The sequence below is a fragment of the Candidatus Nanopelagicales bacterium genome (assembly GCA_030700225.1).
GTDB lineage: Bacteria > Actinomycetota > Actinomycetes > S36-B12.
This window is the reverse complement of the sequence record JAUYJT010000030.1, coordinates 16,337-29,932: the sequence shown is the minus strand read 5'-3', so window position 1 is coordinate 29,932 and position 13,596 is coordinate 16,337. Positions and strand designations below refer to the sequence as shown.

12 protein-coding genes are annotated in these 13,596 nt (G+C 63.4%); 10 read left to right on the top strand and 2 right to left on the bottom strand.

The window, feature by feature from the left end; translation table 11 throughout:
• The first annotated feature begins 26 nt into the window (after positions 1-26).
• From Q8P38_04305 to Q8P38_04295, 3 genes are all read left to right on the top strand, one after another.
• On the top strand, positions 27-974 hold the full coding sequence (locus Q8P38_04305; protein ID MDP4013824.1) for a GDP-L-fucose synthase: 948 nt from the start codon (positions 27-29) through the stop codon (positions 972-974).
• Positions 971-1,807: a WecB/TagA/CpsF family glycosyltransferase gene (locus Q8P38_04300; protein ID MDP4013823.1), complete on the top strand. Its 837-nt coding sequence runs from the start codon at positions 971-973 to the stop codon at positions 1,805-1,807. The genes Q8P38_04305 and Q8P38_04300 overlap by 4 nt, the downstream gene beginning before the upstream one ends.
• A 74-nt stretch (positions 1,808-1,881) precedes the next feature.
• Positions 1,882-2,820 (top strand): SDR family oxidoreductase, encoded by a 939-nt coding sequence (locus tag Q8P38_04295; GenBank protein ID MDP4013822.1) that lies wholly within the window; start codon positions 1,882-1,884, stop codon positions 2,818-2,820.
• Positions 2,821-2,892: 72 nt separating this feature from the next.
• Here the strand turns inward: Q8P38_04295 and Q8P38_04290 are convergent, their stop codons facing one another.
• A complete protein-coding gene (locus Q8P38_04290) occupies positions 2,893-3,585 on the bottom strand; it encodes an FkbM family methyltransferase (protein MDP4013821.1) in 693 nt (230 codons plus the stop codon).
• 121 nt (positions 3,586-3,706) lie between these two features.
• Here Q8P38_04290 and Q8P38_04285 point away from each other — a divergent pair, with 121 nt between their 5' ends.
• From Q8P38_04285 to Q8P38_04255, 7 genes are all read left to right on the top strand, one after another.
• Positions 3,707-5,161 (top strand): hypothetical protein, encoded by a 1,455-nt coding sequence (locus Q8P38_04285; GenBank protein ID MDP4013820.1) that lies wholly within the window; start codon positions 3,707-3,709, stop codon positions 5,159-5,161.
• Positions 5,158-6,006: a class I SAM-dependent methyltransferase gene (locus tag Q8P38_04280; GenBank protein ID MDP4013819.1), complete on the top strand. Its 849-nt coding sequence runs from the start codon at positions 5,158-5,160 to the stop codon at positions 6,004-6,006. The genes Q8P38_04285 and Q8P38_04280 overlap by 4 nt, the downstream gene beginning before the upstream one ends.
• Before the next feature lie 93 nt (positions 6,007-6,099).
• Positions 6,100-6,957: a glycosyltransferase family 2 protein gene (locus Q8P38_04275; protein MDP4013818.1), complete on the top strand. Its 858-nt coding sequence runs from the start codon at positions 6,100-6,102 to the stop codon at positions 6,955-6,957.
• A 143-nt stretch (positions 6,958-7,100) separates the two neighbouring features.
• Entirely contained in the window at positions 7,101-8,264 is a 1,164-nt protein-coding gene (locus Q8P38_04270; GenBank protein MDP4013817.1) for an NAD-dependent epimerase/dehydratase family protein, read from the top strand.
• A 34-nt stretch (positions 8,265-8,298) separates the two neighbouring features.
• Positions 8,299-9,297, top strand: a complete 999-nt coding sequence (locus Q8P38_04265) for an NAD-dependent epimerase/dehydratase family protein (GenBank protein MDP4013816.1) — start codon at positions 8,299-8,301, stop codon at positions 9,295-9,297.
• A complete protein-coding gene (locus Q8P38_04260; protein MDP4013815.1) occupies positions 9,281-10,402 on the top strand; it encodes a glycosyltransferase family 4 protein in 1,122 nt (373 codons plus the stop codon). The genes Q8P38_04265 and Q8P38_04260 overlap by 17 nt, the downstream gene beginning before the upstream one ends.
• A gap of 100 nt (positions 10,403-10,502) precedes the next feature.
• Positions 10,503-11,672, top strand: coding sequence for a glycosyltransferase family 4 protein (locus Q8P38_04255; protein ID MDP4013814.1), 1,170 nt, complete (start codon positions 10,503-10,505; stop codon positions 11,670-11,672).
• Between the two features lie 285 nt (positions 11,673-11,957).
• Here Q8P38_04255 and Q8P38_04250 read toward each other — a convergent pair whose 3' ends face one another.
• Positions 11,958-13,571: an exopolysaccharide biosynthesis polyprenyl glycosylphosphotransferase gene (locus Q8P38_04250; GenBank protein ID MDP4013813.1), complete on the bottom strand. Its 1,614-nt coding sequence runs from the start codon at positions 13,569-13,571 to the stop codon at positions 11,958-11,960.
• Positions 13,572-13,596 lie beyond the last annotated feature (25 nt).

Below are 13,596 nucleotides of genomic sequence, written 5' to 3'. Positions count from 1 at the left end.
CCCGCGCGAATGTACCGAGGGAGCCCATGTCCTATCGCCTGCCGCCTGACCTGCCCGTCTACATCGCAGGACACAGCGGCCTGGTCGGTTCGGCAGTCTGGCGGCGTCTTGAGGGCCAGGGATTCACGAACCTCATCGGCTTCCGGTCGCCCGAGGTCGATCTACGAGACCGCGACGCCACGTTCGACGCCGTCACGACCGCGCGGCCGGAGGTCGTTGTGGTGGCGGCGGCGAAAGTCGGCGGCATCCTTGCAAATTCGTCGTCACCAGTCGACTTCCTGAACGACAACCTGCGCATTCAGACCAACCTGTTCGAAGCGGCGTTCTCAGCCGGAGTGGACCGGTTGCTCTTCCTCGGGTCGTCCTGCATCTACCCCAAGCTGGCCCCGCAGCCGATTCCGGAGTCGGCCCTGCTGACCGGTCCACTCGAGCCCACCAACGATGCCTACGCCATCGCGAAGATCTCCGGGATCATCGCCGTGAAGTCGTATCGGCATCAGTTCGGCGTGCATTGGATTTCCGCTATGCCGACGAACCTCTACGGTCCCGGGGACAACTTCGATCCGCAGACCTCGCATGTGCTGCCCGCTTTGATTCGCAAGTTGCACGACGCGGCGGCGGCGGGCGATTCTGAAGTGGAGCTCTGGGGGACCGGCTCCCCGAGGAGGGAATTCCTGCACACCGACGATGTCGCCTCGGCGGTTGAGCATCTACTCCGGCACTACGACTCCGACGAGACAATCAACGTCGGGACCGGGACGGACATGACGGTCGCGGAGTTGGCTGCGATCGTGGCTGAGGTCGTCGGGTTCAGTGGAGCCATCAAGTGGGACTCATCCAAGCCCGACGGCGTGCGTCGCAAGCTTCTGGACGTCTCGCGGCTGCGGTCTCTTGGATGGGAGCCGAAGGTCGGACTCCGGGAGGGCATCGCGGCGACCTACCAGTGGTACGTCGAAAACCAGGCGCGGCGATGACCAATCCTCTTCTGGAGCTGCCGTGCGCCGAAGTAGGTCGCGTTCCCTTCCGTGTGGCACCCATGTCGCAGGTCGTGTCAGCTGTTCTGGACGCGAGTCAGGAACCCGGGCCTTCCCCCACCCGCCTGACGGCGGGCGGGCGGCGCCCCCAGGTCCGGGGGATCGCTGTTCATTTCGCGAACGCCTACACGGTCGCTCTCGCGGACGCTGATGATGAATACGCTCGGGTCCTGCGTGGCAGGGACTCAGCCGTCTTCTCCGATGGAGTTCCTGTTGTTTGGGCGGGCAGGAGATTGCATAGGCGGTCGTCCGACGAGTGGCAGCAGGTGCGTGGGTCTGACGTAATGGAGGCAGTCCTCGCGGCCTCGTCCACTATCGGCCCGCGGCACTACCTGCTCGGCGGCACTCGCGAGACAGTGGACAGGTTATCGTCTGTGATTAGACTCAGGTTCCCGAACGCTGACATTGTCGGCGTTGAAAGCCCACCATTCCGAGCGCAGTCCCACGAGGAGCAGTTCGCTCAGGACAAGCGAATCGCCGATTCGGGTGCACAGATCGTGTGGGTGGGGCTTGGCACTCCGAAGCAGGATTGGGAAGTGGCCCGGTTGTCAAGGTCCCTCCCGGTCGTAGCCATAGCTACTGGGGCGGCGTTCGACTTCATAGCTGGGGCGAAACCGCAGGCGCCCAAATGGATGCGCGCCTCGGGGCTGGAGTGGGCGTACCGGCTTGGCACGGAGCCCCGACGGCTGTGGCGTCGCTACCTCTGGGGCAACCCTCGATTCCTCATCGCCGCTGCCAGGACGCCTCGCCAATCCCGAACTCGCCGTCGGTAGTGGCACTTCCCGCGCGTATGTTGGGGTCCATCGCTCTGCCTGGCCGTGCGGCGACCGAGCGAAACAGGAGTCACATGAGACGACGTGTTCTGGTCACCGGGGGTGCCGGATTCATCGGCAGCCACCTTTGCGAGCGGCTCCTTGGTGACGGTCACGAAGTGCTCTGCGTGGATAACTACTACTCGACTTCCAAACAGAACATCGAGCATCTGCTGACTCATCCGCGCTTCGAGGTCCTGCGCCACGACGTGACGTTCCCCCTCTACGTCGAAGTGGACGAGATCTACCACCTCGCGTGCCCGGCTTCCCCGATCCACTACCAGCGCGATCCGGTCCAGACGACGAAGACATCAGTCCACGGATCGATCAACATGCTGGGGCTGGCCAAACGCACGGGGGCCAAGATCCTGCTCAGCTCCACTTCGGAGGTCTACGGGGACCCGAGCGTGCATCCGCAGAGCGAGGACTATTGGGGTCATGTCAATCCCATAGGAGTGCGGTCCTGCTACGACGAGGGCAAACGCTGCGCCGAGACTCTGTTCTTCGACTACCGGCGCCAGCACGACCTGCCGATCAAGGTTGTGCGGATCTTCAACACCTACGGCCCGCGCATGCAGCCCAATGACGGGCGGGTCGTGAGCAACTTCATCATGCAGGCGCTGCGCGGGGAGCAGCTCACCGTCTACGGTGACGGCTCTCAGACGAGGTCGTTCTGCTACGTGGACGATCTGGTGGACGGCCTGGTCCGGATGATGAGCACAGAACACGACGTCATCGGTCCGATCAACCTTGGGAATCCGAACGAGATCGCCGTCCGCGAACTGGCCGAACGCGTCACCGCTCTCATCGACCCTGATCAGTCGGTTCGGTATTTGCCCCTGCCAGAGGACGATCCTCGGCAGCGGCAGCCTGACATTACCCAGGCGGCGGCAGTTCTGGCGTGGAAGCCCGAAGTCGACTTGGAGCAGGGCCTGCCGTCAACGATCGAGTGGTTCAGGGGCAGGTACGCGTAGGCCTGGGGGACCAGCGGCTTGTCTGCCCGCGTCGGCGGAGAGGCGCCATCGGTGGATGCACGGTGACCGGACTCAGGCGGTCTTCAAGAACACGTAGCAACGATCTTCGACGTGAAGCAGGGAGTATCCCGCGCCGATCAGCCTGGAGATGCGTCGACGAGACTCAAGGACTGGCTCGCGCGCTTCCATCTCGACCGCGATGCAGCGAGGGCGCACGCGCCGATCCTCAAGCAGATCATCGATAACAGGTGCTTCCGCTCCCTCGATGTCCATCTTGAGCAGGTCAATGTGGTCGTGTCCTAACTCGGCCATGATCGAGCTGAGAGTCTGACAACGCGCTTCGATCGCAACCCCGGTCCCGTCCCGGTCGTCGTATGAATGCGACACGAATGAACGGTTGGCAGGGGCGAACAGCTTGAGGGTCGTATCGGATTTCCAGATACCGACTGGATGCATGACGAAACGAGGGTCGGTGATGGTTGATGCGTGTTGCACGGCCCGGGGGGTTGGGTCGAAGGCGTGAACGACGCATCCGAATCGCTTGACAATGGCTTCATCGAAAGTCGTGTCCTCGCCGACGCCTGCGCTGTACACGACGGAGTCTTCGTGCAGCAGTGTGTCCGGTATCCACCAGCCGCCGTAGTCGCTGCCGAATCGGACTAGCCTGGTGTCGTGCGGGCGTGAGATGGCTCGGTTGGAGAGCGCGCGCAAAAGCCGCCAACGGACGCCAGCCAACTTCCGCTGTGCCACGCGGGAGAGATCCACCTGAGGCTCCAGAGTAGATTCGGGTGATGCCAGCAAGCTACCGGACGTGGAGTTCGCTCTTGCGCGGCAGGAGCAGCCTGTGACGCCCGTCGCCATTGTTTTGCCACAATCAGCTTGCCGCTTGAGCCTCTGCGCAGCCAACTACCTGAGGCGCACCCTTCAAGCACGGGCTGAGTTCTACACACCCGTGGTGATGGCCGAAGTGTTCGATCGGCCTATCGATGCCCGGCCGGGGGCGGTCGTTCTGCTCGGTCCCGAGCGAGGGCTTAGAGCCAGATGCGAGCAACTCGGTATTCCATGCTGGTCCATCGCTGACAGCGACGGTTCGTCGCTGGGCCGTTCGACTCGTCTGCGCAGTGCCGCCCGACAGGCTCCAGCGGAACTTGACCTGGTTGTCACTGGTCCGGACGGAGCCGCAGCGACGCCAGTGTTCATCGCCGTCGGCATGACGGTGAGGTCGACGATGCGCAACGCGATGGCGGCGTTCGCGGCCACTATCGAAGTCGGCGCGGGGAATGCTGGGGTCCGAGCCGACGCGATCTCTGCGGGCGGTGTGCAGGGACGGAAGATTAGCTCAGCTGGCATGAGCGCGGCCGGAGTGGCTCGGCGCGGCGGAAGGATCCTGCGTGGGTTCGGCTTCAGTCGGATGTGGCGCGTCGGCGTCTTGGATGGTGCGTCCCTAGAGGACGTTGGGGGAAGCGGCCCGTTGCCCGTCTCGTGGATCGAAGCGGGCAGCATCGGTCTGTTCTGGGCGGATCCCTTTCCCGTGATAGATGACGATGGACGCACCTGGGTCTTCGTCGAGGAGTATGAGCGGACCAGGGGCTTGGGTCAGATTGCGGCGCTTCGAATCGAAAGTCGACGAGTCGCTGAGCGGATCGTCGTCCTCCAGACCGAGCACCATCTGGCCTTCCCGCAGGCTATGCGATCGGGTGGCGGATGGGTCGCCACCGCAGACACCTGCGAGTCCCCGACGCCCCTCTTCACTTTCACGCATCCCGGTGCCCAGTGGCGCAAGATGCCGGGGCGCTATCTGCCCACAGGCGTCGTCGACCCGCAACTGGCGGACGGCCCAAGTGGCTGGGTAGTCGCCGGCACGGACCGTCGCTACGACGGGCAATCCGTTGCGCGGGTTTGGCGGCGGGGCGGTGGTTCCCCGCAGGACTGGATGCTTGAGCCCAGCGGATCGTACGTCGACATCCGGTACGCTCGCAGCGGCGGCAGCCTCGACCTTCGGCGGAATGTGCGCGCGGTTCAGGACTGTGCCGGCAACTACGGGATGGCGGTCTCGTTGATCGAATCCCCTCCAGGGCTCGCGGACTCCACGCAGTCAAGGTTGCGGAGGCTTGAGCCGACTTCACTTGTCGACGAGCGGCAACAGCTCGCGTCGCCGTTGGGTGTCCACACTTTGGCCTGGACACCGGATGCCTCCTTCATTGTCGTGGACGGTTGGTGGAGGTTCCCGCACCCACTGTCCGCCTATTGGCGAATGAGGGAGCGGGCTCATCATCGGATCTGTGCGCCAGCGGGGGCCGACTGCGGTTCGGGCGTATGGGAGAAGGATCCACAGTCGTGAACTCGGCCGTCAAGTACGTTGGCCGCCGCGTGAACAGGCTTCGGTGGATGAAGAAGACTCGGATCGTTCGACGCTCTGGCGTCCGTATCTCGGACCACCCGACCTTGGTCATCCGATACGTTGCAACACACCCAGAGCTGGACACGTTCAGTTTCGAACTTGCCGATCCTCGGGACATTGTCGTTCCGATCTCGCAGCTGTTCGGAGTCCCCGAGGAGCGGATGATGGGGTGGCTGTCGGAGCTTGACGGTGATTCCGAGCTCGCTGCTCGGATCTATCGGCGTTCACGCTGGCAGCCGCACGCCCTTTCAAGGCCACCGCTTGGTCGGCACGCGGCGAGGTATCTGGCCCTGCGCGCCACGCGGCCCCAGCTCGCGATTGAGTCTGGCGCGAAGCACGGACTGGGCACAATGGTCATGCTTCGCGCACTCGAACGGAACGCTGAGGAAGGGCACGACGGTCACTTGATCACGATCGATCCCGACCCGGACTCGTGTTGGTTGGTCGACGCCAAGGGGGCGGCCCGGTGGACGCGCTCGGTCAAGCGCAGCGACGATGCTCTGCCAGGCGTCATCGCGGGCGAGCGAGTCGGCTTCTTCGTGAGCGACTCTGTCCCGGACTATGGGACGACGCATTTCGAACTGAGTACAGCCATTCAGCACATGGCTGATCAGCTGGTCGTGATGTCGAATGGGGCGTGGAACAGCGCCTTGCGCGACCTCTGCGACGCCCACAGTGCGCCCTGGAAGTCTCTCTCTGTCGGAATGAGCGCAACGTTCCAGCGGCAACTTAGGATTGACATTGGCCTCCTGGGAGGTGATCTCCGGGGGGAGGATGCGCGATAGCCATGCGGGTTGGCTGCTGCGGACCGGCATCAGCGCCCCTGCGAGACTCGAGGCGTGCCGCCCATACAGTAGCGATGTGTTTGGAGTGCTGACTTGGAAATCCTTCAGATCGAACACTGTCGTCGACTGGTCGCGATTCTGGCCTGCCACAACCGCCGGGAAGTGACTCTTAAGTGTCTGGCTAGCCTGGAGGATCAGCGATTCGGCGAGGCTGACGTGGCTGTGGTCCTGATCGATGATGGGTCCACCGACGGGACGGGGGAGGCCGTCGCCCGGAGATTCCCGAATGTCGATATCGTGCGCACGCCGGGCGACTACTACTGGGCCAAGTCCATGGCTCTGGCTGAGCACCACGCACACCGAATGGGTTCTGAGGTGCTCTTGTGGCTGAACGATGATGTGACTCTTGCCCCAGACGCAGTCGCGAGACTCTGGAAAGCTCACTTGGAGCGCCCGGAGGCGATCCTCGTCGGCGCGACGGTCGATCCGGAAAGTGGCAGGTGCAGCTACGGTGGGAAGCGCCGGACAGGGCGCCACCCGATGCGTTTCACACCCGTTCCGGTTCGTTCCTCCCCGGTCCGGGTAGACACGTTCAACGGTAATGTCGTGCTGGTGCCCTGGTCGGCGCGACATGTAGTTGGCCCGATCGATGGCGAGTTCGCCCACGCCTACGCTGACACGGACTATGGTCTTCGAGCTAGAAAGCTCGGCGTTGAGATCATCCAAGTGGCTGGCAGTGTCGGAGAATGCCGCGCGAACGTTGCCCCCGACACGCGCGCGATGAAGATCACACAGCGCTGGAAATGGCTCACGTCACCCAAGGGGCTGCCGCTCGGCAGTCAAGCGAGATTCATGAAGCGGCACGGCGGACCAGAGTGGCCTGCCTACTTCATCTACGGAGCCGTGCGCGGTGTGCTTGCTGGGACAGACTACGGGGCTAGCCACCGCTGACGTAGTCGTTCGCCACGTCCTGCGTCTCCAATCCAACTTCGTCCCCGACGTGGCCGGGCCAGGTCGATGTTCTAGGCTGGCCGCCTAGCGCACTTTGGCTACGTGAGTTGGCAGGTACGAGGACGGCGGGAGGCGATGCCAGGATGAGAATCTTCATATCGGGATTGGACGGCTATCTTGGGTGGCCGCTTGCGCTCCACCTGACATCGGCGGGCCACGAGGTGTTCGGCTGCGACTCGTTCTTGCGCCGCAGGCTGGTGGCTGAGATGGGGTCACAATCAGCTATTCCGATCGCAACTATGGAAGAGCGAATCCAGGGCGCCAAGGAACTGACAGGGGATTCGATCACGTTCCGTGAGGGCGATCTTCAGGACTATGGGTTCGTTGAGTCATGTCTCGCTGATTTCAAGCCAGAAGCCGTTGTTCAGCTGGGCCAGATGCCTTCAGCGCCATTCAGCATGATCGATCGCGAGCATTGTTTGCTGACTCACCAGAACAACGTTATCGGCAACCTCAACCTCTTGTGGGCGATGCGGGACGTGGTGCCCAACGCGCACTTGGTGAAGCTGGGAACGATGGGTGAGTACGGGACGCCTAACGTCGACATCCCGGAGGGGTTCTTCGAAGTCGAGTTCCGGGGTCGGAAGGCAACACTGTCGTTCCCGCGCGAGGCGGGCAGCTGGTACCACCAGACAAAGGTCCACGACTCCAACAACGTGAACTTCGCGTGCCGGATCTGGGGGCTGAGGTCCACAGACATCATGCAAGGAGTTGTGTTTGGGACCAACACGGAATGGGTCGGCGGTGACGAGAGACTGTACACGCGCCTCGATTTCGATGAGGCTTTTGGAACGGTGATCAACCGCTTCTGCGCTCAAGCCGCGATCTCACAGCCACTGACTCCGTACGGCTCCGGACACCAGAAGCGCGGGTTCCTTCCCCTCCAGGATGTCATGCAGTGCCTGACCCTGGTGATCAACAACCCGCCATCGCGGGGCGAGTACCGAGTGATCAATCAATTCGATCAAGTGTTTGGGGTCAACGAGCTCGCCGGGATCGTGCAGGAACAGGCGGCGGCGATCGGCCTCGACGTGAAGATCAATAGCATCGAGGACCCACGAATCGAAGCTCAAGAGCACTACTACAAGCCGGACACAGACCGCCTAAGAGAACTCGGCTACAAGCCCACGCCAGACATCGGTCCAACCGTCCAGATTGCTCTTCGTAGACTCGTAGAGAATAGGGAACGGATTCAGGTGAGTCGGGCGGCGATCTTGCCGCGCATCCGGTGGGATGGCGGAGCCTGATCATTCGCTCACCAGGGAAGGTGTCGGCTAGTCCGTGAGAGTGCTCGTTACCGGGGGATGCGGTTTCGTTGGAGCCGCGCTTGCTGACGCGCTGAGCCAACGTGGCGGTTTCTCAGTGAAGCTGATCGATGATCTGCGAGTCGGGCAGCCGGGGGACCTCGACTTGCGCGGGCTGGAGTACGACCTGTTGCCCTCGGGCGCATCTGCGGACTGGCCCGCAAGTGGTGGTCTCTCACTGGCTGTTGGCGACATTGCCGATGCAGGGTGGCTCCGGGGCTGCGCTGACTCGGCGGATGTCATCGTGCATTTGGCCGGTGTTCCAGGAGTTGCCGACTCGATTTCGGACCCGGTTGGCAACGCCGTCGAGAACGTCGTGGGTGCCGTCAAGGTGCTCGAAGTCGGCCGAAGCGTGGGAGCTGGCCTCGTGCTCTGCGCGTCCAGCGGAGCCCCGGTGGGAACACAGGAACCACCCTACGACGAGGACAGCACACCGAGGCCGGAGTCGCCCTACGGTGCCGCGAAGCTCGCCATCGAGGGCTACTGCAGCGCCTACCACCACTCATTTGGCATGCGAGCGGTGGCGCTTCGGTTCAGCAACATCTACGGCCCAGGGTCCCATCGCAAGCGCAGCGTCGTTGCCCGGTCAATCCTCGCCGCGGCTAGCGGAGAGCCAATCCGGGTCACCGGTTCAGGAAGCCAGACGCGGGACTTCATTTTCGTTGACGATGTTGTGGCAGCCCTGGTCGCGATGATGGCTCTGCCGAGCGGGCAAGTCCCGGCGTTGTTTCACGTGTCTACCGGAGTCGAGACGCAAGTCCGCCAGATCATGGAGACGCTGGTTGGGGCGTGTGCTGCCGTCGGTTGGGGAGCTCAGCTAACGAGCATTGCCGCGAACCCAGGAGAGGTTTTGCGCAATTCTGCGGACAGCGCTCGGATTCGGCAACTCACGGGGTGGAAGCCGGAGGTTGGTCTGTCCGAGGGGATTGACGCAACCGTGGGGTGGTTCTCGCGGAATCGTGACAGCGTTCTCTGAGCGGCCGGGCCGTCCCGATCTGCTGGTCGTGACCCCGATGCTGTTCGGGAGCGGGGGTTGCGCCGTGTACTACACGCTGCTCACCAAGGCCCTCGTGAACTGCGGGTACCGAGTAACGGTGGTGTCCGAGCGGCTGCCGAGAGGCGCTAGCGGCTTGCCCGGAAGTGAGTACATTGGGCTGCTCACTCCCAGGTCCAGCGTGGAATTGGGTGTAGCTAGGAACGCGCCGCTCTACGCCCTGAACAACTTGGAGCTACTTCGACTGGGTCACGTCACGCGAAGGGTCATGCCGCGCTCGGTGCTCATTCACACCGGCTTGCTGAACAGGGCCGGCCCGTTCCGGATGTACCTGCCGAAGTATGCGCAGACGTGCCGCGACGACGGGATCAAGCTTGTCGCGGATGCTCGGGACAATCTGCTGCCTGAAGAGCAGATACCACTCCTCGATTGCTTCGATGAGGTCGTGTGCTGCTCGCTCAATGTGGTGAATCGGATTGAGGCGGGCCTCGCGCAGCGCAGTGCGGCTCACCACATCCCGGTCATGTTTGATCTACCCAAGCCAGACCGTGAGAGAGCGGCCCGGGCCTTGGCCCGCGTTGGTTGTCATGGGCCGTTCCTGTTGTATGTGGGTGCCCTGAAGGACGACAAGGGCGTCAGCACAATCCTCAAGAGTTTTCACCGGCTTCAGGACACGGATCTGGCTGGCTACGATCTTGTCCTGGCGGGACCCATGAAGAGGGTCCGGCGTGAGTCCAGAGCCCTGATGAAGAACACCCGGGTCAAGCGTGTCGGCGCGGTTCCGCACCGGGTTGCGCTCGGGCTCATGGAAGAGGCTGCTTGTTGCGTGAACGTGTCACCGTCGGAAGGGATGCCAAGGGCCTCGCTGGAGGCGATGGGCGCCAACGGCTGCGTCGTGCTGCCACCCGGAATCCCTGAGTTTGAAGCGCACGCGCCAGCCGCAGTGTGCGATCCGCCGACCGAGGCTGAGCTCTCCGCGCACCTCACGAAGCTCGGGCGCGAGGGCTGGCCCCGAACCACGAGCTACCCGCTCGGCGAGCACGCTGAAGACCGTGTGATTCCACTCTATGAGCAAGTCTTGTTCTGAACCTACACATCGCGTGCAGCCGGTGTTCTTTCCTCGCAAAGTGAGACTCAAGCCCACCGTGTGATCCTCGCCCTGGGGAGTCCGGCAGGATATAGCCCTGATGGGCCAGAACACGGCGAGGCTGCTGCTGATAGAACCCGCGCTCCCGCAGTACCGCCTGGCGCTGTTCGAGGACATTCACAAGCGTCTGGCCGAGCAGAACATCGATTTCAGGGTGTGCCATGGTGAGCTGGGTCCATCCGCCATAGCGCGCGACCAGAACCGAACATCCGATTGGGCGACAGAAGTTCGGACGCAGCGACTGACGCTCGGGGGCAGAGCAGTCACCCGGAAGCTAATCCGGCCGTCAATGCGACGCCTACGCCCTGACATGATCATCGTCAACCAATGCGTGTCAGAAGTTGAAACCTGCGGACTGCTGTGCGCTATGCCGTTCGACGGTCCCAGGGTCGCGATGTTCGGACACGGCCGGAGCTACTCCACGACCCAGGGGCGCGCTGCGGCGTGGTTCAAGCAGTGGCTCACTCGTCGGACCGACTGGTTCTTCGCCTACACGGAAGGTGGGGCCAGGCATGTCGTCCAGCACGGCTTCCCCGCCTCTCGTGTGACCGTGGTCAACAACACCATCGACGTTGAGTCGCTTCAGCGCGACCTTGCGGCTGTGACTCCCGAAGCGCTCGCCGATTTCAGGGAGGCACATGGCCTGTTGCCGGGCTTGACTGGGCTATTCCTGGGCGGTGTGGATGACGCCAAGGGGTTCGACTTCCTGATGGAGACCGCCAGGGAGCTATCGGGGATTCGCCCTGGCTTCCGCCTCCTGGTTGGTGGCGACGGCGTTCGCCGACCCGACGCCGAGAAGCTGGAAGCCTCAGGGTGGCCACTACGCGTCCTTGGCAGGCTAGAGGGTGATCGAAAGGCGCTCGCCCTCGCCGCAGCGGACGTGATGCTGATCCCCAGTTGGATCGGCCTCGTCGCTGTCGATTCGATCACGGCCGGTGTGCCGATTGTCACGCGGACGGGCGCATCTCACTCCCCTGAGGCTGAGTACCTGGACGAGGGCAACTCCGTCTGGCTCCCAGGATCGGTGACCCCGCGCCAGTTCGCGGACGCCTGCGCCCAACTGCTGGGAGATCAACAACGCCTTGACGCGCTGCGCCTTGGATGCGAGTCGGCGGCGCCGCAGCACTCCCTGGCGAGGGCCAGCGGAGCTTTCGCGGAGGGGGTAGCTCGGTGGAATGCGACTAGGATCCGCAACCGCCTAATCAGGTGAGTGACCAGCGACTGTCGGACTGATCGGGGATATGAAGCCGACTAGTTCCTCTTGCGGACAGGCCAGACGTTCTTGGGCACCCGGTCGAGCGACTTGCCCGGGCTATGTGACCGCGACGTCTACGCAGGAGATTGGCGTGTGCGTGAGGGGGCGGTCTGTGTTCGCCAGCTCCCGGCGCGCCCCCGCAGCCCTAGGCAGGTCCAGAGCCGACCTTCACGTCGATACCTCGGACAGCCCAATTTGAGGCACTCAGTGCTGCTCGAGTGTGAAGTTTGGCGATTGCCCTCAGTAGGCCCCGGATCCAAGCAGGACAACCTTCGCGGTCCGCATCATGATCACCAGGTCCAGCGACAGGGTCCAGGTTTCGATGTAGTGCAGATCCAGCGTCAGCGATTCTTCCCAGCCGAGGTCCGAGCGTCCCGAGACCTGCCATAGCCCTGTAAGTCCAGGCTTGATCAGCAGACGCCGGTGGGCATCGCCGCTGTAGCGGGCCAGGTCATCTAGGTGGTGGGGGCGCGGGCCCACCAGGCTCATGTCACCTCTCAGAACGTTGATCAGCTGAGGAAGCTCGTCGAGCGAGAAATGGCGTAGCCACTTCCCGATCCGCGTGACCCGCGGGTCGTCCCGCATCTTGAACGTCGCGCCGCCGTCGCCGAATTCGGCGCGCAGCGCGTCCCTCTTGGCGTCCGCACCATCGACCATGGTCCGGAACTTCCAGCAGATGAAGGTCTTACCGCCCTGTCCGGCGCGCTGTTGCCTGAAGATCGCGGGCCCACGGCTGTCGATTCGGATGGCGAGGCCGATGATCAGCATCGGGATCCCGAGAATCGCGAGCAGAAGGCTGGCCCACACGAGGTCCGTGGCCCGCTTGATGGTTCGCGTCGGTCTGGAGAACTTCGGCATGTCCACCCGTAGCAGCGGCAGTCCCTCGACGGGTGCGATCGACAAGCGTGGACCGGCGATCTCGATCAGCGATGGGTTGACCATCAGATCCATTTCCGTGTCTTCCATCGCCCACCCGAGACGCCTGACCCAGCCCGCGGGCAGGTGGCTTGACGGTGAGTAGATGATGCTGTCAGCGCCAGCCTCGATCGCCGCCTCCACGACGCGCTTGGGGTCCAGGTCCGAGCCCTCGGGACTCCATCCGCCCACTGTGGCGAATCGCCCGTCGGAGTCGCCGATCTCGTCGAAGATGCGATCGCTGTCCTGTGCGTCGGCGACTATGAACACGTGCTGCAGAGGGGCTCCGGTAGACAGCCACCTCAGGAGCGAGCGGCGCAGGAGATGCCGCGTGACCAGCAGGGCCAAGGTTCCGAGCAGCATCGTCGCGCCGAAGTACTTGCGCCCCCCAGCCGTCTCGGCGAGATAGGCACTGGCGCCAACGATGGCGGTAGTGATCGCGCTGGCGATCAGAACTCTGCGGTACTCCTCGGGCCCGTGGCCGAGGATGCAGGACGCGTAGGCCCGCATCTTGGCCAACGTCAGCGGCCACAGAACGATCAGAGCGATTGCGATGAACGTCTGAGGGTGATACCCGACGGTCGGTATCTGCAGGAACGGCTCCCACAGGAGCAGCAGCACAACGACAGTCGTCCATATGACAGCGAGATCCGCTATAAGCAACTTCCGGGTCCGCTTGCGCTGGACGGCACTGGGGTGTGTGAGTTCGGGGTTGCTCTGCCGGTCCGGCTCCGCAGTCGGGGCGCTCGCCGTGGGGGAGTCGGCCTGGGCTGGGACCGGGCTCTCCGTCGGCCGCGAGAGCGGCTGAGCTAGCGGCTGAGCTAGCGGCTGAGCGAGCGGGGAGTCACGTGGCACCGGTACGTGAGGGGACTCAGATTCCGGAAATACCCGGACCTTGCTCGACATTGAGCCAATTTCCCCTGTTCTGTCCACAGTCACGTTTTGTCCACCGTCACGTCTGCAC

Coding starts and splice junctions, on each gene's coding strand:
- Q8P38_04305 (MDP4013824.1), top strand. CDS start 27: ATGTCCTATCGCCTGCCGCCTGACCTGCCCGTCTACATCGCAGGACAC.
- Q8P38_04300 (MDP4013823.1), top strand. CDS start 971: ATGACCAATCCTCTTCTGGAGCTGCCGTGCGCCGAAGTAGGTCGCGTT.
- Q8P38_04295 (MDP4013822.1), top strand. CDS start 1,882: ATGAGACGACGTGTTCTGGTCACCGGGGGTGCCGGATTCATCGGCAGC.
- Q8P38_04270 (MDP4013817.1), top strand. CDS start 7,101: ATGAGAATCTTCATATCGGGATTGGACGGCTATCTTGGGTGGCCGCTT.
- Q8P38_04255 (MDP4013814.1), top strand. CDS start 10,503: ATGGGCCAGAACACGGCGAGGCTGCTGCTGATAGAACCCGCGCTCCCG.